This is a genomic window from Pseudomonadota bacterium, from assembly GCA_039196715.1.
Classification (GTDB): domain Bacteria; phylum Pseudomonadota; class Gammaproteobacteria; order CALCKW01; family CALCKW01; genus CALCKW01.
Map to the genome: position 1 here is coordinate 15,430 of JBCCUP010000042.1, position 25,201 is coordinate 40,630.

Genomic DNA, 25,201 nt, shown 5'->3' on the forward strand with positions numbered 1-25,201 from the left:
TCCCAGACGGGTGTGACCCACAGAATAGCCCAGGAGTTCAGCGACAATCGGCCCGATCCCGCCGGTCGACGCCGGCACCGATGTGACGCACATCACGCCCGGGCGCGCATTCTTCCGGAAAACAGCAGTACGACACCAATACAGGTCGCGAATGCACCAACGCGGTGCGCCGGTTTGCCCCATCGTGCGGCCCGCATCTTCTCACAGCGCCACTGCTCGGCGATCCAACCCGACAACCAGAGACCCGACCACCATGCACGACCTCGAATCGCAACGCGCTGCATCGCGCGAGGCCACCCGGCACGGCGCGCCCGCGCGCACCGTCAACCCGTTTTTCGGCGTCGGGCCCATCACGGACGTGGTCACAGACGAGATGGTCGGGCGTGAGAACCGCTTTGCCTTTGACCGCTGGTTGGAGGAGACCTACCGCAAGCTCGACGACACCGGCCGGGATCTCGGGCCCTTGACGACAGCCGAAATCGGTCGATCGATGCACCGCGGCTACCCGGCCGACGCGATTCTGCTGGACATGATGCACCACATCCACCGGTACTTCGGTTTGCCCGAAGCGAACCCGATGGCCGTCGGCCTCGGGGGCGGTCACTCGGGCTTCACGGTGGCGATCATGCACCTGATGAACCCGAACCTCGAGCACCAACGGGTGTTCGTCGACACGCCGCGACCCGAATCCGAGGCGGCCGCCCGTGGCGGTTTTTTCCGTCAGAGCTGGGGCACACAGATTCTGGAGTTGCAGCAGTTTGCGGCCAACGGCAACGCCGACAAGATCCACTTTGCCGACGCCGAGGGCAGCATTCCGTCGGCGGACGAACTCGAGGCACTCGGCATTACCCTGTTCGTCGGTGTCGGCCACGAGACCACCGGCGCCACGACCTACACCGAGTCCGAAGTCGCCTCCCTGCTCACGTGGTTGGGCGGCGACCCGGCCAATCGCCACGCCATGATCGATGCGACATCCATGCTCGGCGCCATGCCCTGGAGTCAGCCGGTGGTCGATGACTTCATGCAGAAGTGCTGCATATTCACGCCCTTTCAGAAAGCCATTGGCGGGGTGTCCGGCTACTTCCTTGCCTCGTTCACCCCGGCCGCGATGCAGTTGATCGACGACAACCAGAAAAACCCGGCGTGGGCCATCGCACGGCAATTGAAACTGGTGGTGCCGACTGACGCGAAGAAGCCGCTGACAGGTGACCAGTCTGTCGGCCTGGGACCGTTCTACGACGCCGCCGCCCACAAGATGACAGGCGGCGTAATCAACACCTTCTCATCCCTTGCGTTTGCCGAGACCACCTATTGCCTGCTGCGCGTCGAGAAGCTGATTGGCCCGGTCAGCAACATGAACGCGCGCTCGGCGGCCAACCGCCAACGTATCACCGACTGGCTCGAAGGACAGTCTCTGCTGCAAGCCGGGGTTGCAAACGCGGACAAGCGGGGCGCTGCAGTGACCTTGCTCGCCGTCAATGACCCCGGCATCACGGACGCCGGCCTGCATGCACGCATCATCGCGCGCTCGAAACAGTTGCTGGGCTACGAAGGCATTACGCACCCCAATGGCGACCACGAGCCGGGGCTCGACGCAGCGCGCTACGTCAACGCCTTCCCCGGTACCCCGGGCGACTACCGAGCGTGGATCAACGGTATCCGCGACGCCGACGACATCGAGCGCCTGCTCGAGAACATCAGCTACGCCTACCACCGCGCCAAAATCGTGGTGCTCGAGGAGGAGCTCGCCACCGAGGGCGTCCACTTCGACGCCGACACCGTGTCTGGGCCGGCAGCGCGCGTCGACGACCCGTCGAGAGCGTATCGCATCCTGATCGCTGACCTCGTTGGCCTGTCCTTCGACGCCGATGGCAAGCCCGACCCCTCCGAGGTCAGGGCACACATCGAGGCAGAGGGCGCGAGCTTCACCGACGGCGCCTGGGATGGCCGTGAACTGCCGCCGGGCCAGCACTTCTTCTACCTGCCCAACCTGTCCACCGAAGCCGAATTGACGGCAGCGTGCTGCGACAACCAGTACGACGCCGTGATCGCTGCCGCGACTTTTCTGCCCGCCAACGCCACCTTCCCCGAAGGCGGTGTGCGGATCGGCGCCGGCACCGGCAACATGGCCTGCGCCTGCTGGGGCGGCGGCGACGGCGCCGGCGGGTCGGCGCCGCTGATGAACACACCGAGCTTCAACAGCCGGGCGACTGCGCAGAGTGTGATGAAAGCGCTGCTCAAGGTCGTGCCCGATCTCGACGTGGCCGGGATGCATGCGCGAGTCGTCGCCGGCGACTTCGACACCGGCAAGCACTTGTGCGAATACCCCACGCAAAAGCTCGAGGGCAAGCGCCTGGGTGTGATCGGTTACGGCAACATCGGCCGTGAGGTCGCCCTGCTCGGCAAAGCCTTTGGCATGGACGTGACCGTGCACGCGCGTGCGCGTCACCAGGCCTGGATCGAGTCCGAGGGTTTTCGCTACGCAGCGACACCGGCAGCGGCGGCCGAGGGCGCCGACGTGCTCTCACCGCACACCGGCCTCGGCGCCAAGGGCGCCGACGGTCGCTTCGCCAACGCCGGGCTCGTCGATGCCGCGGTGCTGAGCCAACTCAACCCTGGCGCGGTGCTGATCAACTACGACCGTGGAGAAGTGGTCGACGCGGACGCGTTGCGTGACGCCATGACGGCGGGCCGGGTACGCTACGCCGCGATCGACGCCGACCTGTTCGTCGCCGAGGACGGCAGCTTGTCTGGTCCGATGGTGCCCTACCGCCCGCTGCTCGATGCGTTCCCGGGCCGACTGGAGCTGTTGCCGCACGCAGCTGCCGACACGGAGCACACATCGCGTGTTGCCGGTGCAATCCAGGCAGTGAACCAGTTGCTGAATGCGATCCGCTACCGCACGGTGGTCAACGTCAAGGGCGACATCCCGCCGGGCTACAGCGACGGAGGCGCGCACACGGTCGCCGGGGTCGGCAAGGTCTCACCGTCGGCGATCGCACGTCGGACGGCGGACGGCGAGGCATTGACCCGCTTGCGCGACACCGCCGAAACCCTCGCGGCGATCCTCGGCGCTCTCGAGAGCACGCGCGATGCCACCCGACGTGCGGAGTTGCTCGAGGCGCACGCGGCGACGCTGGTCATGGCCAACAACCGGTTGCGCCGCGACAGCGACGTCTTCGGGTTGAACGGCAACTTCGGCTAGCGGCCCGTCAACCCGCCGGCGAGGGAGCCAGACGCCCCCGCCGGGTGCATTGCGCGAGCAGCCGCTGGCGCAACCCACGGCAACGCAACGACACGCCCGGCAGCGCAGGCAAACCGGGCCACTGGCAGGCGCTAGGCGTCCGCCGCGTGTTTGCCGAGGGTCCAGCCGACCGAAGAGATGCTGCGCTCGGCGACGTCGATGGCGTGTTCCTCGAGCTCGGTCGCCATGGTGTCGTTCCAGCGGTTGAGGTAGCCGAAGAGTGAAATGGCCGCGACGATCTCAACGATCTGATCGTCGTCAAAGTGGGCCTTCAGGCGGTCGAAATCGGCATCCGTTGCTTCGTTCGGCACCAGGGCACTGTGGTAGGCCAACGTCAGCGCAGCACGCTCCGCGTCGCTGAAGAGTTCACTGGTCTGAAAAGACCAGACGGCACGGATCTTCTCGTCGCTCGCCTGGTACCGGCTCGACAGGTTGGCCATGTGCGCCTGGCAATACGTGCAGCCCGACGCCTGCGACGCAATCAGACTGACCAGCATCTTGAGCTCTTCGCTGACCGTGCCCTCGTAGAGCACTGCCTGATTGAGCGCCATGAAGGCGCGCACGATGTTCGGGCGGCGCACCATGGTCATGATGCTGTGCGGGGTGAACCCGCGCGTGTTGCGGTAGTGCTCGAAGCGCGCCTTGATGTCGTCGGCCTCGATGTCTTCGATTGCAAGCGGTGGAATGCGTGCCACGGTAGCCTCCAGGTAATTTACAGCCCATTATCTGCCGCCGACAGTGCATCCGCAAAGGGCGACAAGGTCGCTCAACCCGGCACCACCGACACCCGTGATTTGAGGAAATCAATGGCGACGCGCACCTTGCTTGGAAGGTAGGCGCGGCTGGGGTACACGAGCCATGCCGCTGTGTCGAAATCGGTTGCGGTCGCCTGGTGCTCTGGCAGCACATCAACCAGACGGCCAGCTGCAATGTCGTCACCGATCAGCCAACCGGCGAGCAGTGCGGGCCCCCCGCCACCGAGCACGATCGAGCGTAGGCTCAACGCCGACGTGACGGTGGTTTCTGCCGAGATGTCGACGGCGGTGTCATGGCCTCCGCCGCCGTGCAGCGCGCGAAAGCGCCAGCACGAGCGAAACCCGGGCAGCGCAAACACCGTGCAGGGGTGATGCGCGAGGTCCTCCGGCACGCGAATGGTGGCTGCAGTCTCGACGTAGGTCGGGCTCGCAACCACACGGTAGCGTGTCGCGCACAGCCGCGTCGCAACCACATCACCTGACGGCCGGGGACCGAGCCGGACGGCGAGGTCGACGCCGGCATCGACCAGGTCAACCGCGGTGTCGGTGAACAGCAGGTCGAGCTTGAGCTCCGGGTAGCGTGCCTTGAAATCACCGATCAGGGGCACGATCACCCGCTCACCGAACGCAACGGACGCGGTCAGCCGCAGGGTCCCCGCCGGGCCACGGCTGACCGACCGAGCCTGATCCTCCGCGTGCGCCAGTGCCTCGATGATCCCAGCCACGTGCTGCGCATAGAGCGCGCCCGATTCGGTCAACGACATGGTGCGGGTGGTGCGTTGGAACAACCGCACGCCAAGGGACTGCTCCAGCTGCGCAATCGCACGTGACACCGAGGACGCGCTGATCCCGTGCTCGTCAGCCACGGCCGCGAAGCTCAACCGGTTGGCGACATCGATGAAGAGCCGCAAGGTGTCCAGGTTCATTAGTGCGTATTCTGCACTTATGTAAACCAAGAATCGATATTTATCTTATTTATCGCGTCATTCAGGCTCTCTATACCCCTGACACACCGGGCACGCGCCCGGCTCAGGCCCACCACCGTGACGGGAGACCCCACATGACCACGATCGCTTTTCTCGGCCTCGGCGCAATGGGCAGCCGCATGGCCGCCCGGTTGCTTGAAGCAGGCCACCCCGTGACCGTCTGGAACCGCGGTGCGGGCCGTGTGCAGCCGCTGGTGGACCGCGGTGCGACCCCGGCGGACTCACCGCGTACCGCGGCGCGTGGTGCTGACATCGTGCTATCGATGGTGCGCGACGACACCGCCTCCGAGCGGGTCTGGCTGGACCCGGTCGACGGCGCGTTGCAGGCCCTCGGCGAACACAGCATCGCCGTCGAGTGTTCCACCGTGTCGCTGCCGCACGTGACGGCGCTGGCCACCGCCTTCGGGCAGGCAAAACGGACACTGGTCGATGCGCCGCTCGCCGGCTCGCGACCCCAGGCCGACGCCGGCGCCCTGCTGTTCTTCGCCGGCGGTCCAGGTGCCGCGGTTGACGCCATCACGCCAGTATTGCAACCCCTGTCCGGTGCCGTGCACCACACCGGTGACGTGGGCTCGGGCACCACACTGAAGCTCCTGGTCAACGCGCTGTTCGGGGTGCAGCTCGCCGCCGTGGCCGAGCTGATCGGCTTTGCAGCGAGGGCGGGCCTGGACACGAACGCCGCCGTAGCGGTCCTCGGCAGCACCCCGGTCTGCAGCCCGGCAGCAAAGGCCGCTGCAGAGGCCATGCTCGCGGGCCACTGGGCACCGGCGTTTCCGATCGACCTGGTCGCCAAGGATTTCGGCCTGATCGCGGCATCAGCCGCGTCGGTGCCGTTGGCCGACGCTGCCGGTGGCGTTTACACGGCAGGCGTCGATCGCGGGTACGGCGCAGACAACATCACCGGTGTCGTCCAGCTTTACACCCCCCGGGCTCGCTGAAACCACGGGCCGGCGCGGCACCACCGCGCCGGGCTTATTCCGGCATGCGCGAGGAGTGGTGCTCGATGATCATCCAGCGCTGGCCGTTCCACCGATAGACGAAGGTGAAACGCCCGGGCACAGTGCTGCCGTCGGCAAAGGTGAAGGTGTACGCGCCGGAGTTCACGGCGATCTGGCCGAAGCTCCGGATATTGGCCTCGTCGATCGTGCCCACCGGCCCCTTCGCCAGAAAACCGACGAAGTAATCTTCGATTTCGGCGGGCGAGTGACGCACCTGGTTGGACACGGTCGGCAACAGGATGGCATTGACGTCGTACAAGGCCGCAACCTGTTTCGGGTCACCGGTCTGTAACGCGCTGTTCCAAGCGTCGAATTGTGCGGCGATGTCCTGATCCACCTCAGTGCTGCTCCACGAAAACGGGGTGAGGAGTGTAAGTCAAACGCGCTTTGCACGGGACCCCACAGGGCGTGCAACTGCGGGCACCGCCCGCGTTCTGGCACCGGCCTGACAACCTGCTGTTATGTTATAATGTACGTAGCATGCAACTGCCGATTGCCGGCGCCACGCCCCGTTGCCGCGCGCTGACCACACTCCACAGGCACACAAGACATGAACCCCGCACCCGCTGAGAATGTCGTTTATGGCCTCTTCGACCCGGCAGACCGGGCCGCAAAGATGCGCCTGGCAAGCGGCAGCAAACCCGGTGTGCTGGCCGATATCTACGATGCTGACATCAGCATCGCCGTCTGGCAGCGCCCACCCGAAACCCTGCTCACCGATGCGGTGGTCGGGTTTCTGGCGGCCAACCCGACGCTCTCGGCAGCGGTCGTGGTCGCACCGGACACGACGCACTCGGCGCTCAAGGACGCGACCCGCGGCACCTTGCCCAGCCAGCTGAGCAACGACATCGCCGAACTCGTCGACATGTACTGCTGTTTGTTCAATTTGGAACGTGCCGGTCTGCGCCTGGCTACCATTGACAGGGCAATGTGCCCGCGTTTTCACGTTGACCGCATGCCCTGCCGTCTGCTCACCACGTACCACGGCAGTGCGACCGAGTGGCTGCCGCACAACAAGGTGAACCGCTCCAAACTCGGCGCCCGCAGCGGCGGCAAACCCGATGCCGTGTCGGGCCTGTATCAGAGTCCAGCCGATATCCAGCAGCTCGACACCGGCGACGTCGCCCTGATCAAGGGCGCGCTCTGGCATGACGATGAGACCACTGGCCTGGTGCACCGCTCGCCCGCTGTTGCACCAGGTGAGCGCAGGTTGCTGCTGTCATTGGATTTTGCCGATTGAACCATCAGGCCACGCTGGCGGTGCCGCCCGAGGCTACACACACCCGAAACACATGCGCGCTCCACCACCACGCGGACGCGCACAACACACCACCCAGAGACACCATGCCATGAAGCCCGACATTCACCCCGAGTACCGCGACGTGCTGTTTCACGACACCGGCGCCGACACCTACTTTCTCGTTGGCTCAACCATCGCGACCACCCGAACCGCCGAGTACGAGGGGCACACCTATCCGTACGTCCCCATCGACATTTCGAGCGCGTCTCACCCGGTGTACACGGGCAAGCACCGTGTCAGGCAGAACGACGGGCGGATTGCGAAGTTCAACAAGCGCTTCGCGCAAAAGCCGACGTCCTGACCGAGTACCCAAAGCCTGGCGGGTCGCCAGATCCGTGTGCTGTGTGCCTGTGTGGCACCCGAGCACACGCCTGCGACCGCGCGTTGGGCAACGCGGCGTCCGCCTCAACGCGGCTCGGGCCGCGTCAACAGAAACGTTGAGACCGACAGAAAGATCAGCGTGATACCGCCAAGCACCCACAAGCTCGAGAGTGTGAAATAGAGAAACACCCAGCTCGCGACCAGCATGACGATGGCGACTGTCTTGTTCTTGCGAGACACGGCCCCTTGCTCCTCCCAGTTGGTCAACAGGTTCCCGAAGTGCGGGTGCGAGTACAACCAGCGGTGCAGTCGCTCAGAGCCCCGTGCCGAGCACCACGCCGCAAGCAACAGGAACGGCACGGTGGGAATGCCGGGCAAGAAAACGCCGATGATTGCGAGCCCGACAAACACGTAAGCGGCAATCAGAAAAAAGACGCGTTTCATGCAGCGTGTGTCGGCGTGTCGCGATCGGGTTCGCCCGTGCGCGGCTGCGCGATCCACCACAGGTTGCCGCAGGGGTCCACCACGCCAGCCATGAGGTCGCCATGGGGCCTGATATTCGGTGCCATGACGCTGACAGCGCCGGCTCGCAAGGCTGCCGTGTAGACACCCTCGACGGTCTCCACAAACAGGTGCATCTGCGACACATTGGCGGAGAACGCCGCCGTTGCCTGATTCAGCATCAGAATGGAATCCCCGATGCGAACGCGTGCGTGTTGCACCGTGCCATCCGCGTAGCGGTCTTCCTTGACGACCTCGCCATCGAACACCGTCACGGTGAACGCAATCAGCGCATCCGCGTCCGTCACGGTGAAGTAGGGCGTTATCGTGCCAAGGGCTGGGGGTGCTGTCATGTCAGACCTCCTGCTGTGTTGAAAGACAACGCCGACGTGCCAGGGCGCGTGCGTGCTCGCCCCGCTGAGGGTACTCGCGCACCACAATGAGCGCATGCAGGCACACCTGAACTGGCCCCACCGAGGGTGTCAGGTAACGCCATAACGTGCTCGCGGGTCAGCCTCGGGCCGCCCCGCGTGCGGACGTGGCCCTGCGCGTCATTGCCACACCGTCTCGCGTGGTGCACGCCGACGTGGCCGGCGTTGGCCAGCCCACCCCCGACCGGTGACTCAAGCCGGATCACCGGTCGCCTGAACAGACCGCGCGGTTGTGCCACCTGGGCGGTTGCGAGCACGTCCGGCTCGCGCGTCAACCGGCACCGCACACGGTTGCCGCCGTATCCCCGCGCGTCGTGCGTGTGGTCGATACGGTACGACACACCGTCACACACCGCATCGAGGGTCTGGCTCAACGCGGCAGGCACCACGTGCTTCAGCCTCGACTGGGTTGCCACTGCCCTGTCCGGCCACCGCAAGCCACCCACGTGCCGGCGTGTTTCCGAGTGGAACGCGGTGTCAAGGTGGGTCGCGCCCACTTGTCTCGCGACCAACACACTGGCCCCTTGCACCGCGACTACGCCGCCATCAGCTTTGCCGCCGTTGCCTGCGTGGCATCCCAGAGTGGGACATCCAGCAGTGTGGCGAGCTGCGCCGCATCGTCACGCAGGGCCACGATCTTGCCGTGGTCGACCACGTTCAACCGGCTGCCGTCGTGTTTGACGAGGTTGAGCTCGTAGCTGTAGTACGTGTGGTTCTTGCCGCTGCACCGCTCTCGAATCAGTTGCACGGCGTGGATCTCGTCCAGCCGACAGTGCGCTTGCAGGGTTTCGATGCCGTGGCCACCGTGCCGGGCCCGCCCCTGCCAGTAGTAGCCGAGCGTTCGATCAAAGTGCCGAGGCTGGAGCCAGCTGCGCAGGATCAGCACGCCTGCACCGGCAAACACCAGGCCGAACAGCAACCCGAACGCAACCGCCAGAGGCCCTTCGGACGACGCTTGCGATCCGATCGCCACCGCCGCACCGACGCCAACCACAATGAAGACCGCCGGAAAGGCGAGCGCCCAGCGCCGCGGTACAAAGGCGACGTGCCACGTGCTGTGGGACCTCAGCACGTGGGTGTGCAGGTTCGTGCCACCGCCCTTGAGCGGTGTCCACGCGGTGTGCAAGGCCACGTCGTCGCCAAGGCTCGTCGGGTCGAATGCCGTGTTGGCGCTCGCACCGACTTCGGCGATCACCCTGACGATTCGGTCAACCAAACGCATGCGCTGTCTCCTGCTCCCGCGAAGGGCGTCTTTTCGCCGTTGCACGAAGGACGCCGGCCAATCCCCCGTTGCACGGGTGGCAACCGCCCGCGTCACCCACCGAGCGCCACCACAGCCCGGGCTCCGATCGCGAGCGAGGCCGTCAACCCCGGCGACTCGATGCCGTAGAGCCCGATGTAGCCCGGGACACCGTGATGCGTTTCGTCGGATAGTTGGAAGTCGGCGGCAGGCTCGCCCGGACCGGCAATCTTCGGGCGAACACCGGCGTAGTCGGGCCGCAGGCTGTTGGCCGGCAGACCTGGCCAGTAACGGCGTATGGCGGTGTCGAAAAGGCTCGCCGAGGCAGGGTCAACGCTGTACTCCGGCGCTCTGACCCACTGCACGTCCGGCCCGAAGCGCGCCTGGCCGTCGAGGTCCAGGGTCAGGTGGATGCCGAGGCCGCCGGGTTGCGGCACGGGGTAGATGAGGCGCGAGAACGGCGCCCGTATGCCGCAGCGAAAATACTGGCCCTTGGCATAGTAGGCCGTCGGCACGGTGTCGGACGGCAGGCCCTCAATGGCCCTGGCCAGCGGTATGGCGCCGAGCCCGGCCGCGTTGATCAACTCCCGACAACAGAGCGGTTCCACCTCACCGTCGATACGCAGGCGGAAACCGTCAAACACACATTCGGCGCTGGTCACACGGCTCCGGCGTGCGAACGCGCCGCCGGCGTCCTCAATGTCGCCGAGGTAGGCGAGCATCAAGCCGTGGCTGTCTACAACACCGGTAGAGGGCGAGTGCAGCACACCGGCGCACTGCAAGTGCGGCTCGAGCGCCCGGACGGCCTCGCGCGACACCGGTTCGAGATCGGTAACCCCGTTTTCAGCCGCATTCTCGCGGATGCGCTCGAGCTGTGCCCACTCGGCCTCGTCGGACGCCACCAGCCACTTGCCGCAGCGACGGTGGCCGACCCCGTGGGCGTCACAGTAGCGGTAGAGCAGCGCCTTGCCCTCGACGCACAGCGTCGCCTTGAGGCTGCCCGGCGGGTAGTAGAGCCCGCCGTGGATCACCTCCGAACTGCGCGCGCTGACACCGGTGCCGATGTCTTCGGCCGCATCGAGCAAGACCACCTCGCGGCCGGCTTGCGCCAGCGCACGCGCGCAGGCGAGCCCGACGACACCGGCCCCAACCACGACAGTCTCGACCCGGTGCATCAGTGGCCCGCCCGGTGGCGCGGTGTGTGCTCTTGATTTATTTTCATATTTCTATATATTTCGAACTATGGAAATTTCAAACGATTCAACTGTTGCCCTCGCCGATGCCGCCCGCGCCTTCGCCGCGCTCGGGTCCGAGCCGCGCCTGCAGGTCCTGACCACGCTGGTCCGCGCTGGCGAACCGGGCCTCGCGGTCGGCGAGCTCGCCGCGCGCTGCGGCATCGGCGGCTCCACGCTCACCCACCACCTGCGCGCGCTTGCCCAAGCGGGCCTGGTCACGCAGGAGAAGCGTGGCCGAAGCATCGTCTGTTCGGCAACGTTTGACCAGGTGCAGACCTTGTCGGACTTTCTGCTCTCCGAGTGCTGTGAAGACTGCCAGGGCTGCCGACACACTGAACACCACCGCGCCCGCGCGCGAGGACACTGAGCATGGAACACGTACTCGACCGCGTCAGATGGGTCGGCCGCCAGATGCCGCAACTCGATCCCGCCTGGTGGGCGAGCATCGTGGTCGTGCTCGCCACCGCCGTGGTCATCCCGGCCGACCTGCTGCCGGTGCTCGGCAACACGGTGAGCAACCTGTTGCACACCGGTGTGTTCATCGCCTTTGCGGTGATCTCGCTCGCCTGGATTCAGGCGTCCGGCGCCGAGAGCCGCATCGCCGGCGTGTTCAGCGGCCCGGAGTACCGGATGATTCTGCTCGCTGCGGTGGTCGGTGGCCTCGCGCCATTCTGCTCGTGCGAGATCATCCCGTTCATCGCCGCGCTGCTCACGATGGGCGTGCCGCTCTCGGCGGTCATGGCGCTGTGGCTCAGCTCGCCGCTCATGGACCCGGCGATGTTCTCGATCACCGCCAGCGCGCTCGGCCTCGAGTTCGCGGTTGCCAAAACGCTCGCGGCGATCAGCCTGGGCCTGTTCGGCGGATTTGTCGTGATGGCGCTGTCGCGCACGCGCCTGGTGGCGAACGCCCTTCGGCCCGAGTGGGCCCCAACAACGAGTTGCTGCGGCAGCGGACCGGGCGGCGGCAACGCCCTGCTCGAACCGGACGCGCAACCGAACTGGCGCTTCTGGCAGGACGCCGATCGCCGTGCGGTCTTCGCCAAGTCGGCCACCGACAACGCGCTGTTCCTGTTCAAGTGGCTGCTGCTCGCCTACCTGCTCGAGTCGCTGATGATCCGCCACCTGCCGGCCGAATGGGTGGCCGGCGCGGTTGGTGGCGAGGGTATCCAGCCCATCCTGATCGGCGCGCTGATCGGCGGCCCGGCCTACCTCAACGGCTACGCGGCGGCGCCGCTGCTCGCGACCTTGATCGAACAAGGCATGGTGCCAGGCGCTGCCATGGCCTTTGCGCTCGCCGGCGGCGTGAGCTGCATCCCGGCCGCAGTGGCGGTCTGGGCACTGGTGAAACCGCGCGTGTTTTCGGTCTACATCGCGCTCGGCCTGATCGGCTCGGTGGTCGCGGGCCTCGCTTGGAACGCCTGGGCGCTCGCGTGACCACGGCCTCGCGCTCGGCCGTCCGCTGGATCGCGTGTGGGTTCTGCGCCGGCGTGCTGCTGGCGCTGTCGGCGCGCGCACTGCCGGCGTTCATGGACGCCTACCTCGACGCATCGCGCGCCCGATTCGACCTCATGACCGAGGTGCCGCCCGGCGAAGCAAGCTACCTGATCAGCTACGACGATTTCGCCACCCTCGAGACACTCGCCCGCGCGGACGCGGACATTCTCGCGCTGAACGCCGGCAACATCGGCGGCATCGGTCGCATCACCTTCAGCCACGCGCAGAGTCCGGCGATCGAGCGCGTGCGTCAGCATCCGAACACCGCGTTCATGTTGAGCACGACCATTCCGCTGATTTGCCATTGAGCTTCGCGTGCGGCAGTCGCACAATTCCCACGGACGCGCGAAAGACTGCACCCTCACACAAGCCGAAGGGGCTGACCATGGTTGCCGTATCCGTCTCTGACGACAAACAGTTCCTGACCTTGGACACCGGGGGCCAGACGTCACGGTTTCACGCCGTGTGGCTGCGCGACAACGCGCCGGACAGCGCGACACGGTCACCCGGCAACGGCCAGCGCTTGATCGCGCTGCGCGACATTCCAGCCGACACGCGCGTTGCCGATGCCTCGGTCACCGCCGAGCAACTGACGGTGCGATTCGAGCCGGAAAACAAGGTGGTTGACTTCAATCTCGACTGGTTGTTTCGACACGCCTACGACCACCCTCACCCCCGCACGCGCGGCTGGTTGCCCACGCACACGAAGACCTGGGACGGCGCGCTGAATGCGCGCTACCCGCGAGCCGATTTCAACGACTTGCGCCAGTCTCGCAGGCAGTTGCGGGACTGGCTGGCCGGTGTGGCCCGCTTCGGCTTCGGCACGGTGAGCGGCGGGCCGGAGGATCCGCAGTCACTGATGCACATCGTCAAGCTGTTTGGCCACGTGCGCGAGACCAACTACGGGCGCCACTTCGAAGTGCGAACCGAGGTCAACCCGTCGAACCTGGCCTTCACCGGTCTCGGCCTGCAGGCGCACACCGACAACCCCTACCGCGATCCTGTGCCAACCCTGCAAATTCTCTATTGCCTCGAGAATTCCGCCGACGGCGGTGAAAACATGGTGGTCGACGGATTCCGTGTTGCAGAGGCACTGCGCGCGGAGCACCCGGCCTGGTTCGATGTGCTGGCAGACAATTGCGCCCGCTTCGAGTACGCCGGAGAAGCCGGAGTTAAATTGCAGGCCCGACGCCCCATGATCGAGCTCGCCCCCGACGGTGAATTGATCGGTGTGCGGTTCAACAACCGTTCGACGGCCGCCATCACGGACGTCGCCTTTGACGATATGCAAACCTACTACGCTGCCTACCGGCGCTTCGGCGAAATCGTCGACGACGCGGCGATGGAAGTGCGCTTTCGACTCGAGCCCGGTGCGTGTTTCATCGTCGACAACACGCGTGTACTGCACGCACGAAAAGCATACTCCGGTGTCGGCACCCGCTGGCTACAGGGGTGCTACGCCGACAAGGATGGCCTGTTGTCGACGCTCGCAGCACTCGAGGCCGAGAGCGCATGAGCGCTCACATCGCAGACACCCTCTCCGCCGACACCGTGGTTGATTTCATCGCCGACATCTTCTCGCGCTGCGGTGACGCGGAGTACCTTGGCGAGCCCGTGACCATGGCACAGCACATGTTGCAGGGCGCCACACTCGCCGAAAAACAGGGTTTGGACGAAACCATCGTGGTCAGTGCCCTGTTGCACGACATCGGCCATTTCACGTCCGAATTCGGCAGCTTCTCGATGGCAGACACCGAGGACCGTTACCACGAGGAGGCCGGGGCACACGTACTCGAGCGGTTCTTTCCGACGCTCGTGACCGACTGCGTGCGCTACCACGTCGCGGCCAAACGCTACCTGTGCGCCACGCGGCCTGCGTACCTAAAGCAGCTCTCCGACGCATCGGTGCACTCACTGAACCTGCAGGGCGGCCCCATGGACGAGGACGAAGTGCGGCGTTTCGAGTCGAACCCGAACCTCAAGGAAATCGTGTTGGTTCGCCTGCTCGACGACGCCGGCAAGGACCCGGACATGATCACGCCGGATTTCGCACACTTTGCGCCCATGGTTCAGCGCGTCGTGAACCGCCACTGCAGCGGCGCCGGCTAGGCGAGGTCGGAATCGCGTCGCACGCCCGCTCGCAGCACTGCGGCGAGACCTGCGCCGCGGCGGGCACCCTGCGGTATAGTGCAGGCCTCACACTGGACGCGACCAGTGGCCCGCCGGGCCGCAGCGCACAACGCACCCCGAGGAACCCGCCATGCCCACCGGCACCGCCCTGAAAACAGCGTACGAGAACGAAGGCTTCGCATTTCCGTTTCGCGGCATGACCGCCGAGCAGGCACGCGGCTACCGCGACCGGCTCGAGGCCCACGAAGCCGAGCACGGTGGCCCGCTGCAGCACAAATGGCGACACCAGACCCACCTGCTGTTCACGTGGGCAGACGAGATCATCCGAGCGCCCGCGATCCTCGACCGCGTTCAGGACGTGATCGGCCCGAACATCCTCTGTTGGGTAACCAACTTCTTCATCAAGGAACCCAAGACCCCCGATTTCGTGTCATGGCATCAGGACGCGACCTACTGGGGTCTGGAGCCGCACGATCACATCATCACCGCGTGGGTGGCGCTCTCGGACGTGCCGATCGAATCCGGTGCCATGAAATTCCTGGCCGGCTCGCACAAGGAGGGCCAGATCCAACACGAAGACACGTATGACGAGAGCAACCTGCTCACGCGCGGCCAGGAGATCGCGGTCAACGTCAACGAGGACGACGCCGCCGACGTGGTCCTGAGTGCCGGCGAATTCTCGCTGCACCACGTGCTGCTCGCTCACGGCTCGCACCCCAACACCAGCGACGACCGCCGCATCGGCCTCGCGATTCGGTACATCCCGACGACGGTCCGCCAAACCAAGCTGCGCGACGCCGCGGTGCTGGTGCGGGGGGTGGATGAGTACGGGCATTTCGATCTGCTCGACGGGCCGAAGTCCGACCTCGACGCCGCGGCACTCGCCAACCACGACGACAGCTCGGACAGGCTGCGACGCGCGGTCTACTCCGACAGCGAAAAAGACGACTTCCGTGCCTGACAACAAGGGGTCTGCCGGCTGACGTTCGCGCCGCCACGACGACAGCGCTGGGCTACCGGTGGGGCAACACCAGTCCGCTGCACGCACCGCCTGTCGCACCGCGGCTTCGGCACAGCGCGGATACACAGCCGTGTCTGACCGGTAATCAATTTCGATTCCACCTGCGCAGCCTGTTGCGCTATGGTGTGTCGCCCTTGAGCCAGGCGCCGGTGCGCTGACACCGCCCACGAAGGCGGATTGCGACGGGATTCACAGTCTGCGCTTTACTTCCGGTTTCGGCTCCAGAATACTTGTGCGGACACAAACACCTGCCCCACGTTGTTCGCTTCCCGGGGCCGCCCTGCAAGGCGTCCAGCCTTGCCCCACCACCCAACCACCAAGCTCCTATGAACAAAGTACTTGTCGTCACGACGCTCTTCTGCGCCAGCACTTTGGTGCACGCAGGCGGATACCGGGTGTCGCTGCAAGGGCAGCGCGCTCAAGGCATGGGCCACACCGGCGTTGCGCTGACGGACAGCGCAGAGTCGATTTTCTTCAACCCGGGCAGCACGGTACTGCTCGACGATGACAAGGAGTTCATCGGCGGCCTGAACCTGCTCAGCGCCACAGCGAAGTACCAGAACGTCAACACCGGCGCCTCTGCCGAAACTGACAGCGGTATCGCCACCCCGTTGAACCTCTACTACAACAGCAAAGTCAGCGACTCGCTGTCCTGGGGACTCGGCATCTACACCCCCTACGGCAGCTCGGTAAAGTGGCCGACCGACTGGGCGGGTTCTCACCTCGTGAACGAAATCGAGCTGGCCTCGGTGTTCATCCAACCGACGCTCGGTTACCGCGTGAGCGACACCGTGAGCCTCGGTTTCGGCCCGACGCTCGTCGTCGGTGGCGTCGAGTTCAACCGCAACCTCTCAACGAGCCTCGTCGACGAGAACGGCAACCGCGCCAACGTCACGCTCGAAGCGTCCGAAGTGACGTCCTACGGCTACAACATTGGTCTGCTGGCCACCGCGACAGACCGCCTGAACGTCGGCATCAACTACCGCTCGAAAGTGGATCTCGAGGCGCGCGGCGAATCGGCCACGTTCCAGAACGTGCCCGCGTCCCTGCAAGGCACCTTCTCCAACACCACCTTCGACGCCGACCTCGTGTTGCCCGCCGAGCTGACCGTGGGCCTTGCCTACGAGTTGACCGACAAGATGACCTTCGCCTTCGACGTCAACCGCACCTACTGGAGCGACTACGAAGAGCTGCGCATCGACTTCGCCAACGCTGTCCCCACCTCGGTCAACCCGCGCAACTACCAGGACGCCAACACCGTGCGCCTCGGTCTGTCGTACGAGCGCGACCCCAAGTGGACCCTCCGCGGCGGCTACTACATCGACAAGACCCCGGTGCGTGATGGCTACTTCGCGCCCGAGACACCGCGTCCCGACTCGACCGGCTTCACCTTCGGTGCGAGCTACCAGCGCAGCCCGAAGCTCGCGCTCGACTTCTCGTTCCTCTACCTGCGGTTTCTCGAAACCGACAACTCGTACGACTTCTACGTGGAAAACAACACCACCACGCCGTTCGAGGGCACCTACCTGTCGAACGCCTACAACTTCGGTTTCGGCCTGAAATACACCTACTAGAACCGCAATGATGAAAGCGAAAACACAACACCTGAGAAACGTGGCGTGCATTGCAGCCCTGACCGGCGTCCTTGCGGCCTGTGACCCTGAGTTCAACAACCCCGTTACCGACAATTCGTCGCTGAGCGCCGGCACCGCCGACTTCAGCCGCTTCGTCGCCCTCGGCGACTCGCTGACCGCGGGCTTTGCCGACGGCACGGTGTACACGCACGGCCAGGAGAACTCCTTCCCGGCGATCCTCGCCCAGCAGTTCGCTGCAGTCGGCGGCGGTGCGTTCACGCAACCGCTGATGGCCGACAACAACGGCGGGCTGTTGTTGTCCGGCAACCCGCTGCCGGGCTTCGACCAACGCCTGGTGTTGTCGGGCTCGCCGCTCGCGCCGACGTTGTCCTCCGGCACGCCGACCACCGACGTCGCCAACATCCTGACCGGCCCGTTCAACAACATGGGTGTGCCGGGCGCGAAGTCCTTCCACCTGGGCGCCGACGGCTACGGCAACCTGGCGGGCCTGCTGACCGTGCCTGCGACGGCCAACCCCTTCTTCGTTCGGTTCGCCGGCGCACCGAACAACAGCATGGTGACCGACACCCTGACCCAGGTGCCGACCTTCTTCACACTGTGGATCGGCAACAACGACACCGTGTCCTACGCCACCGCCGGTGGCACCGGGGTCGACCAGCTGGGTAACACCAACCCCGCCACCTACGGCGCCAGCGACCTCACCGACCCGACCGCGTTCGCCGGCGTCTATTCGGGCATCGTCACCGCGCTGACGGCAAACGGCGCGAAGGGCGTGCTGATCAACCTGCCGGACGTCACGTCGATTCCGTACTTCACCACGGTGCCGTTCAACGCGATCCCGATGGACGCCGACACCGCCGCTGCCAGCAACGCCGCGTTCGCGGCCTACAACGGCGGCATCGCCGGCGCAGGCTTGCCGGCCGCCGAAGTCGCGCAGCGGACCATCACCTTCGCCGCCGGCCAGAACGCGCTGGTGATCGAGGACGAGTCGCTGACGGACTTGAGCGGGTTCGGCCTGCCGTCCATCCGTCAGGCCACCGCCGCCGACTTCGTGCTGCTGCCGAGCTCGTCCAAGATCGGCACCGAGGCCACACCGGGCAACCCGGCGACGGTCTGGGGTGTGGGCACCGCACTCGTTGACGGCGACGTGCTGACCGAAGCGGAGGCCGCGCTGGTGACCGCCGCGAACGACGCGTTCAACACCACGATTGCCAACGTCGCCAACGCCAACCCGGACCTCGCGTTGTTCGACGCCAAGGCCGAACTGGCCCGGCTCGCCAGCGAGGGCATCAACTACGGGAGCGGCATCATCACCACGACCTTCGCGACCGGCGGCGGTTTCTCGCTCGACGGCGTACACCCGACCGCGCGCGGCTACGCCGTGGTGGCCAACCTGATCATGGACACGATCGAGTCGTCCTTCGGAGCGACACTGCGCCGCGTCGACCCGGGCAGCTACACGACAACATTCATCGAATAAGCCGTCACAGGCTTCTCCTGCGCGCTGTACCGCCGGGTGCAGCGCGCTTTTTTTTGGTCTGCTCTCCGACAGCGGGGCCCGTGGCGAACCGACTCTGTCGAGCACACTGAAGCCGCCGGGCAGCCGTGGTATAACTGCTGTTTATCCACACAGTGATCCGCCGATGCCACCCGATCTGCCACCGGACTACTACCTGCGCAATTTTCAGGCGCTGGTGGACGGTGTCAGCGTGCGCTACGGCGACCTGCTCAGTGCTGACGAGCACCGCTGGCTGGCGCGCTACCGTGGCTGCACGGTCGACGCCCGCTGCCTGTACGTGCGGCTGCTCACGCGCACGCGGTCGGTGTTTCGCCAACAGAAACTCTACTACGCCGAAATCGGCGACCTCGACGCGGCCGTGCAGACCCTGGTTGACGCCGAACTGATGACGGTCGATCCGCCGTTCGAGGCGGAGACCCACCTGCCGCTCTACGTCAAGGCGGAGCTCGCCGCGGCCTGCCGCAACCACGTGGCCCGAACACACGCCAGAGACGCGTTGGTGCAAGCACTCTCGAGCGAACCCGACGCACTCGGTTTCGACGCCACCGCCCTGGCCGCGCACGGGCCGGTGTTGCAGATAGAAGACGAGTCGCACTTCACCGTCTTCCGCCTACTCTATTTCGGCAACCTCTACCAGGACCTCACCGAGTTCGTGCTGCGCGACCTCGGACTGATGCGCTACGAACCCTACCCGATCGACACCGACACCCGCGCCTTCCGCTCGCGTGCGCAGATCGACGCGCACATCCAGTACTACGCCGTGCGCGGACTCGTCGAGGACGCCAACGCCCTCGACACTGAAACCCTGCTGGCTGTGCACGGCGTGCTGCCGACACCCGACGCCGGAGACCGCGCGCTGTACCGCCGGGTCGGGCGGTTCACGAACGACATCGCACGCGCGCTCGAACGCCGCGGCGACACCGACGCGGCACTCGCGCTGTACGCCACGACCGAGTGGCCCCCGTCGCGCGAGCGCCGTGCTCGCGTACTGGCAGCGACCGATCGGGCCGACGATGCGCTGGCGCTCTGCGAGGCCATCGGCGCCAACCCGATCGATGCCGACGAGGCCGAGTTTGCCACCGGCTTTGCCCAGCGCCTGCTGCGCAAGCTCGGGCGGCGTGGCCCGGTGCCGGCCCCCGCGAAACCGGTGGAGATCACGCTCGACCTCGCGCCGGAGCACCCACGTGTGGAGGTCTGTGTCGCCACGCACTTCGGCGCCGACGGCAGCTGCCACTACACGGAAAACACCCTGTTCGCCGGGGTGTTCGGCCTCGCCTTCTGGGACATCATCTTCAGTGCCGTAGCGGGCGCCTTTCACAACCCCTTCCAGCACGCACCCGCCGATTTTCGCGAGCCGGACTTCCGCCGTGTGCGTGCGGACGCCATCGGTGCGCGGCTTCAGGCGCTGGCGGCACCCGGTGCGCTCGCCGAGCAGGTAAACGCGACCTACGCAGCCAAGCACGGCCTCGCCAACCCGGCCGTGTACTGGGCCGCGCTCGACGCGGCGCTGCTTGAGGTGGCGCTCGACCGCATCCCGCTTGCGCACTGGCTCGGCGTGTTCGACCACATGCTCAACGACCTTGGCAACAGCCGCGCAGGCTTCCCCGACCTTGTGCATTTCCCTGCGGCGGGTGGCTACCAGCTGATCGAAGTGAAGGCGCCGGGCGACCGCTTGCAGAAGAACCAGCTGCGTTGGATGGCCCAGTTCACCGCCCTTGGCATACCGCACCTGGTGGCACACGTTCGGTGGTCCGAGCAGTCGGCGTCGGCGTGAGCGACCCGATCGCGGTGTCGGTGGGCGATCTCGTCGCCCTGACCTGCCTCAGCGGCGACCTGGTCAACGACGCCACCTGGGGACCAAGCGCGGTGCAAGGCATTCGTGCGCACCAGCGATACCAACGCAACGCGCTCGACGCGAACGCGGCGGTGCAGAGCGAAGTGCGGTTGCACCACGGCTTCGATGTGGACGGCGTCGCGGTCAAGGTCACCGGCCGCGTCGACCTGGTGTACCCCGGCCCGCCGCAGGCCACGCTCACCGAGATCAAGAGCACCTTCACACCCCCGGACCGCATCAACGACAGCCTGCGCAACCGCCATTGGGCGCAGCTCACGGTCTACGCAGCGCTCTTTCTCGCGCAGCCGGAGCACGCCGATGAATCCGACGTCGCCGCTCAGCTGGTCTGGTGCAATCTGCTCGATGAGCGCGACACCGTCGAGGAGCGCACCCTGACACGCGCCGACGCCGACGCGTTTCTCGCACATGCGCTGCAGCGCCTCGTCGCCTGGTACGGCCTGATCAACGCCCACCGCGAGGCCTTGCGACGCACCGGCGACGCGCTGACGTTCCCGTGGGGTGCGTTCAGGCCCGGCCAGCGTGCCTTCGCCGCCCACGTGTACCGCGCCGCGCGCGACGGCGGACAGCTCATCGCCGAGGCCCCAACCGGCACCGGCAAAACCGCCAGCACCGTCTTCCCGGCGGTCAAGGCGCTGAGCGCGGGCCACATCCGTCGTGCGCTCTACCTCACGGCGAAAACCACCGGGCGCGAGTCGGTCGATGCCGCACTCGACACGCTACGCGGAGCGGGCTTGCAGATCAGTCACATCAGCCTGCGCGCCAAACAACAGGTTTGTCCCTGCTCGCAGCCCGATTTCGAACTCGACGCGGACGGCCGTTGCCCGTGCACCGTCGGTTTCTTCGATCGGCTGCCCGCGGCGCGGGACGAGCTGATGCGCCGTGCCGCACTCGATGGTGACACCCTCGACGCTGTCGCCAAGGCACACACGCTGTGCCCGTTCGAGCTCGCCCTGCAGATGCTGCCCTGGGTTGATCTGGTGGTGTGCGACTTCAACTACGTGTTCGACCCGCTGGTGCGCTTGAGCGACCTGGCTGCACCGTCTGGCCGCAGCGTGCTCCTGATCGACGAAGCGCACAACCTGCGCGAGCGTGCGCGTGACATGCACTCGGCCGAGCTCGACACCGCGCTGTGTGCCCGAGCCGAAGCTGACGCAACGGGCAACCGTGAATTGCTGCGCGGCATCCGGCCGCTCGCACGTGCGCTGCGCAGACTCGCACGAGACCACGACCCGGGCGACACCGAACTCGACGGCCCACCGACGGCGATCAACCGCGCAATCGACCGCGTGCTGTCTCTGGCTGGCGACACGCTTGGCGCCACGCTGTGGCGCGGCGTGCAGGGCGAACTGACCCGAGCAATGTTGCGCTACCAGGTCATCGCAGGCCTCTACGGCGAAGACCACACGACCTTGCTGTCCGTCACAGCCGACGGCAAACGCCGTCGGGTTCAGTTGAGACTCGCCGCGCTCGACGCGTCGCGCGAGCTGGCCGCAAGCCTCAAGCGCCAGCGGGCGAGCGTGGTGTTTTCGGCGACGTTGCACCCGATCGACCTGACAGCGCAGCAACTCGGCCTCAGGCCCGACGCACAGCAACTGCGCCTGCCGTCGCCGTTCGACCCGGCACACTTGCGCTGCCTGGTCCACACCGGCATTGACCCGCGCTACCAGCGGCGCGACGCGTCGATCGCCCCGCTGGTGGACACGGTGAACGCCCTCTACCGCCGGCGGCCCGGCAACTACCTGGTGTTCTTTCCCTCGTACGCGTACCTCGATCGGGTGTACGAGGCGTTCACTGCCGCCCACCCGGACATCCCCACCCGAGCCCAGACGCCGGGTTCGGACGCGACGGCCCGCGCCGACTTCCTGGCCGACTTTTCCGATACCTCCGCGACGCTCGGTTTCGCCATCCTCGGCGGCGTGTTCGGTGAGGGCGTCGATCTGATCGGCGGGCGACTGATCGGCGCGGTGCTGGTGAGCACCGGCTTGCCGCCACCGACCACCGAGCGCAAGTGCGTCGAAGCCCACCTCGAGGCGCAAGGTCAGCCAGGCCGGGACGTCGCGTTCACCCTGCCCGCGATGACCCGGGTCGCTCAAACAGCCGGCCGCGTGATCCGCAGCGAGTCCGATCGGGGCGTGCTGCTGCTGATTGATCCCCGGTTCCAGCAGGCCGCCTGGCAGCGGTTGATGCCGGCCCACTGGCAACCGCAGCGGGTTCGCTCCCTCGGCGAACTGGACAGCGCACTCGACGCCTTCTGGTCACCACCGGGCGTGTAGTGTGGGGCCGCCCGGGCAGGGCCGCCCGGGCAGGGACGCCGAGGCGCGGCGGCACCGGCTAGGCGCGGCCCGGTTCGGCACAGAACACCCGCGCGTCCTCCACCACCGCCCGCCAGTGCGCGCGGGCCTCGGCGTGGACCGTGTCGTTGATGAACGCACGGTACACCGCAAGCGAGGGGAAGCGCCGCACCTGGCACAGATCCCAGCGTTCCAGATCGGGGCCGATCACCGAGAGGTGGGGTCGACCCTGCCAGACCAGCTCAACCCCGAGCCGGTGCGCGAGCGCGAACACCGCTTCGGTGTAGCGGGCAAACGCGGTCAATGGGGCGAGCGTTTCGCCGCCCGGGTAGACCGCCGTCGCGCGGAAGCGCAGCAACTCGAGCTGATCGAAGCTGACCTCCTCCGGGAGTGTCCGGAGCGCGTCGAACTGCGCGCGGCTGGGGTGGGTGTACTCTCGCATGCTCTCGCGCACCCGCCCGCACGGGCCAGTGCCCGCGGGTGCCACTCCGTCTCGTGTCAATCAGTTTGTAAGTGTAGAAACACAATCTCAGTTTGTTAGCCTGCGAAATACCTGGGGCTGTGTTGCGCACATTGACGCACACCGCCGCGCGCTGGAACACTCCGGTTCCCGACACTGCCCGCTGACCGCCATGCCCCGTCTCGCCCACGGTTTCGACCTCGACCGGCTCGACCGCATCACACCCCACATGCAGGCCTACGTGACGCGTGACCGGATCGCCGGCTGGTCCTGCGACGTGCAGCGCGACGGTGCGTCCGTGTGGCAGGCCTGTGGCGGCTTGCGTGACCGCGAAGCCGGGCTCGCGGTCGAGCCGGACACCGTCTTCCGCATCTACTCGATGACCAAGCCCGTGACCAGCGTCGCGGCGATGATGCTCGTCGAAGCCGGGCAGCTTGCGCTGACCGACCCGGTGGCCGGGTTCATCCCGGCCTTTGCTGATCAACAGGTCTACCGCTCCGGGTCGCGCCACGCACCCGCGCTCGAGCCGGTCAGCCAGCCGATGCAGATCATCCACCTGCTGACCCACACATCCGGTCTGACCTACGATTTTCTGCACGCCCACCCCGTGGACGCGATGTACCGCGATGCCGGCTTCACCTGGGGCCACCACCCGGACGCCGACCTCGCCGAGGCCTGCGAGATCTGGGCGCGCACGCCGCTGCTGTTTCAGCCGGGCGCCGAGTGGAACTACTCGGTGGCGACCGACGTCCTCGGCCGGGTCGTGGAGCTGGTCTCGGGCGAGACCCTCGACCGGTTTTTCGAGACGCGGATCTTCAAACCGCTCGGCATGCAAGACACCGGTTTCCACCCGACCGACACGCAGTTGCCGCGGCTCGCCGCGCTCTACCAGCCCAACGCCGACCGCACCGCCGAGCGCGCCACCTGGGCCGATGCACGGGCCCACGAAACGCCGCGTCTGTTGAGTGGCGGAGGTGGACTCTACGGCACCCTCGGCGACTACCAGCGCTTCTGCCAGATGCTGTTGAACGGCGGCGAGCTCGACGGTGCACGGCTGCTCGGCAGCCGCACCGTCGCGCGCATGCTGCAGAACCACCTCCCTGGCCAGCGCGAGCTCACGGCCGTCGGCCGGCCGCTGTTCAGCGAAACCGCCTTTACCGGCATGGGGTTTGGCCTCGGCTTCTCCATCGTGGTCAACCCCGCCGACACCCCCAACCTCTGCAGCGCCGGCGAGGCCGCCTGGGGCGGCGCCGCCTCCACCGCCTTCTGGGTTGACCCGCGCGGGCGTCTCTCCGTCGTGTACATGACCCAGCTCATGCCGTCGAGCACCTGGCCACTGCGATCCGAGCTGCGCAACCTCGTGTACGGTGCGCTGGTGGACTAGCTGGGTGCGATACACTAGATACTGTCGTCACGAATTGAAGAATCGAGCGAAAACAGCGATTTGCGAGAACCGCAGCGCAGTGTACGTGGTGGTACATGAGCAGCGGAAGCGCAGCAAACGCTGTTTGCAGCCGATTATCCGGCTCGTGACGACAGTATCTAGCAGGCTGACCGGGGCGGCATGCTCGCGTTGAACGGCGGCAGCCCCGGCTTTATCCCACCCGCGCAGGAGCGCGCCGATGCTGATTGAATTCAAGACCGAACACGACGGCAGCCTGGTGCTGTTCGGCAAGGTGGCCACGCAACTGCTCGAGATGATGGGCACCAGCGGCCGCGACCAGGGCGCGCTGCGTGCGGAGGACCTGCCAGCTGCCCTCGATCGCCTGAAGGCGGCCTTGTCGCAGCGGCCGGACTCCGACGAGACCGACCCGGATGCCGATGA

General features: G+C 66.3%; 24 protein-coding genes. 16 read left to right on the plus strand and 8 right to left on the minus strand.

All coding sequences use genetic code 11. The annotated features are described in order from the left end of the window. Positions 1 to 253: 253 nt before the first annotated feature. Positions 254 to 3,205: an NAD(P)-dependent oxidoreductase gene (locus tag AAGA11_14430; protein ID MEM9604060.1), complete on the plus strand. Its 2,952-nt coding sequence runs from the start codon at positions 254 to 256 to the stop codon at positions 3,203 to 3,205. Positions 3,206 to 3,336: 131 nt separating this feature from the next. On the opposite strand, the gene AAGA11_14435 is transcribed toward AAGA11_14430, so the two are convergent. Beyond that, a complete protein-coding gene (locus tag AAGA11_14435) occupies positions 3,337 to 3,939 on the minus strand; it encodes a carboxymuconolactone decarboxylase family protein (GenBank protein ID MEM9604061.1) in 603 nt (200 codons plus the stop codon). 71 nt (positions 3,940 to 4,010) lie between these two features. Beyond that, positions 4,011 to 4,925 (minus strand): LysR family transcriptional regulator, encoded by a 915-nt coding sequence (locus AAGA11_14440; protein MEM9604062.1) that lies wholly within the window; start codon positions 4,923 to 4,925, stop codon positions 4,011 to 4,013. Between the two features lie 134 nt (positions 4,926 to 5,059). On the opposite strand from AAGA11_14440, the gene AAGA11_14445 reads away from it, so the two are divergent. After that, positions 5,060 to 5,923, plus strand: coding sequence for an NAD(P)-dependent oxidoreductase (locus AAGA11_14445; GenBank protein MEM9604063.1), 864 nt, complete (start codon positions 5,060 to 5,062; stop codon positions 5,921 to 5,923). A 34-nt stretch (positions 5,924 to 5,957) separates the two neighbouring features. Here AAGA11_14445 and AAGA11_14450 read toward each other — a convergent pair whose 3' ends face one another. After that, complete coding sequence (locus AAGA11_14450) at positions 5,958 to 6,320, minus strand: SgcJ/EcaC family oxidoreductase (GenBank protein MEM9604064.1); 363 nt, start codon at positions 6,318 to 6,320, stop codon at positions 5,958 to 5,960. Positions 6,321 to 6,533: 213 nt separating this feature from the next. Here AAGA11_14450 and AAGA11_14455 point away from each other — a divergent pair, with 213 nt between their 5' ends. Both AAGA11_14455 and AAGA11_14460 read left to right on the plus strand, forming a co-directional pair. Further along, the gene (locus AAGA11_14455) at positions 6,534 to 7,223 is read left to right on the plus strand and encodes a DUF1826 domain-containing protein (protein MEM9604065.1); all 690 of its coding nucleotides are present in this window, start codon (positions 6,534 to 6,536) and stop codon (positions 7,221 to 7,223) included. Positions 7,224 to 7,332: 109 nt separating this feature from the next. Continuing rightward, on the plus strand, positions 7,333 to 7,584 hold the full coding sequence (locus AAGA11_14460; protein ID MEM9604066.1) for a type B 50S ribosomal protein L31: 252 nt from the start codon (positions 7,333 to 7,335) through the stop codon (positions 7,582 to 7,584). Between the two features lie 104 nt (positions 7,585 to 7,688). On the opposite strand, the gene AAGA11_14465 is transcribed toward AAGA11_14460, so the two are convergent. The 4 genes from AAGA11_14465 to AAGA11_14480 all read right to left on the minus strand — a co-directional run bounded on the left by AAGA11_14465 (position 7,689) and on the right by AAGA11_14480 (position 10,951). Beyond that, positions 7,689 to 8,048 carry a YbaN family protein gene (locus tag AAGA11_14465; protein ID MEM9604067.1) on the minus strand — a complete coding sequence of 120 codons (360 nt, stop codon included), beginning with the start codon at positions 8,046 to 8,048 and terminating at the stop codon, positions 7,689 to 7,691. Then, positions 8,045 to 8,458, minus strand: a complete 414-nt coding sequence (locus AAGA11_14470) for a VOC family protein (GenBank protein ID MEM9604068.1) — start codon at positions 8,456 to 8,458, stop codon at positions 8,045 to 8,047. The genes AAGA11_14465 and AAGA11_14470 overlap by 4 nt, the downstream gene beginning before the upstream one ends. Before the next feature lie 613 nt (positions 8,459 to 9,071). After that, positions 9,072 to 9,758 (minus strand): hypothetical protein, encoded by a 687-nt coding sequence (locus tag AAGA11_14475; GenBank protein MEM9604069.1) that lies wholly within the window; start codon positions 9,756 to 9,758, stop codon positions 9,072 to 9,074. Between the two features lie 92 nt (positions 9,759 to 9,850). Continuing rightward, positions 9,851 to 10,951, minus strand: coding sequence for an NAD(P)/FAD-dependent oxidoreductase (locus AAGA11_14480; GenBank protein MEM9604070.1), 1,101 nt, complete (start codon positions 10,949 to 10,951; stop codon positions 9,851 to 9,853). Positions 10,952 to 11,018: 67 nt separating this feature from the next. On the opposite strand from AAGA11_14480, the gene AAGA11_14485 reads away from it, so the two are divergent. The 10 genes from AAGA11_14485 (at position 11,019) to AAGA11_14530 (ending at position 22,898) form a co-directional block, all read left to right on the plus strand. Further along, positions 11,019 to 11,378 (plus strand): metalloregulator ArsR/SmtB family transcription factor, encoded by a 360-nt coding sequence (locus AAGA11_14485; protein MEM9604071.1) that lies wholly within the window; start codon positions 11,019 to 11,021, stop codon positions 11,376 to 11,378. A 2-nt stretch (positions 11,379 to 11,380) separates the two neighbouring features. Beyond that, entirely contained in the window at positions 11,381 to 12,445 is a 1,065-nt protein-coding gene (locus AAGA11_14490; GenBank protein MEM9604072.1) for a permease, read from the plus strand. Next, positions 12,442 to 12,813, plus strand: coding sequence for a hypothetical protein (locus tag AAGA11_14495; GenBank protein ID MEM9604073.1), 372 nt, complete (start codon positions 12,442 to 12,444; stop codon positions 12,811 to 12,813). The genes AAGA11_14490 and AAGA11_14495 overlap by 4 nt, the downstream gene beginning before the upstream one ends. A gap of 77 nt (positions 12,814 to 12,890) precedes the next feature. Next, on the plus strand, positions 12,891 to 14,021 hold the full coding sequence (locus tag AAGA11_14500) for a TauD/TfdA family dioxygenase (protein MEM9604074.1): 1,131 nt from the start codon (positions 12,891 to 12,893) through the stop codon (positions 14,019 to 14,021). Beyond that, positions 14,018 to 14,614 carry an HD domain-containing protein gene (locus tag AAGA11_14505; protein ID MEM9604075.1) on the plus strand — a complete coding sequence of 199 codons (597 nt, stop codon included), beginning with the start codon at positions 14,018 to 14,020 and terminating at the stop codon, positions 14,612 to 14,614. Before AAGA11_14500 ends, AAGA11_14505 begins: the two co-directional genes overlap by 4 nt. A gap of 151 nt (positions 14,615 to 14,765) precedes the next feature. Next, entirely contained in the window at positions 14,766 to 15,596 is an 831-nt protein-coding gene (locus tag AAGA11_14510; GenBank protein ID MEM9604076.1) for a phytanoyl-CoA dioxygenase family protein, read from the plus strand. Positions 15,597 to 15,982: 386 nt separating this feature from the next. Then, a complete protein-coding gene (locus AAGA11_14515) occupies positions 15,983 to 17,230 on the plus strand; it encodes an outer membrane protein transport protein (GenBank protein MEM9604077.1) in 1,248 nt (415 codons plus the stop codon). A gap of 10 nt (positions 17,231 to 17,240) precedes the next feature. After that, complete coding sequence (locus AAGA11_14520) at positions 17,241 to 18,731, plus strand: G-D-S-L family lipolytic protein (protein MEM9604078.1); 1,491 nt, start codon at positions 17,241 to 17,243, stop codon at positions 18,729 to 18,731. 163 nt (positions 18,732 to 18,894) lie between these two features. After that, positions 18,895 to 20,544 carry a VRR-NUC domain-containing protein gene (locus AAGA11_14525; protein ID MEM9604079.1) on the plus strand — a complete coding sequence of 550 codons (1,650 nt, stop codon included), beginning with the start codon at positions 18,895 to 18,897 and terminating at the stop codon, positions 20,542 to 20,544. Then, positions 20,541 to 22,898, plus strand: a complete 2,358-nt coding sequence (locus AAGA11_14530; GenBank protein MEM9604080.1) for a helicase C-terminal domain-containing protein — start codon at positions 20,541 to 20,543, stop codon at positions 22,896 to 22,898. Before AAGA11_14525 ends, AAGA11_14530 begins: the two co-directional genes overlap by 4 nt. Before the next feature lie 58 nt (positions 22,899 to 22,956). Here the strand turns inward: AAGA11_14530 and AAGA11_14535 are convergent, their stop codons facing one another. Next, complete coding sequence (locus tag AAGA11_14535) at positions 22,957 to 23,358, minus strand: hypothetical protein (protein MEM9604081.1); 402 nt, start codon at positions 23,356 to 23,358, stop codon at positions 22,957 to 22,959. Between the two features lie 190 nt (positions 23,359 to 23,548). Between AAGA11_14535 and AAGA11_14540 the strand changes: the two genes are divergently transcribed. Beyond that, positions 23,549 to 24,760 carry a serine hydrolase domain-containing protein gene (locus AAGA11_14540; protein ID MEM9604082.1) on the plus strand — a complete coding sequence of 404 codons (1,212 nt, stop codon included), beginning with the start codon at positions 23,549 to 23,551 and terminating at the stop codon, positions 24,758 to 24,760. Between the two features lie 238 nt (positions 24,761 to 24,998). Next, positions 24,999 to 25,201, plus strand: a 203-nt coding sequence (locus AAGA11_14545; protein ID MEM9604083.1) for a DUF1840 family protein, incomplete at its 3' end; no start/stop codon positions are given.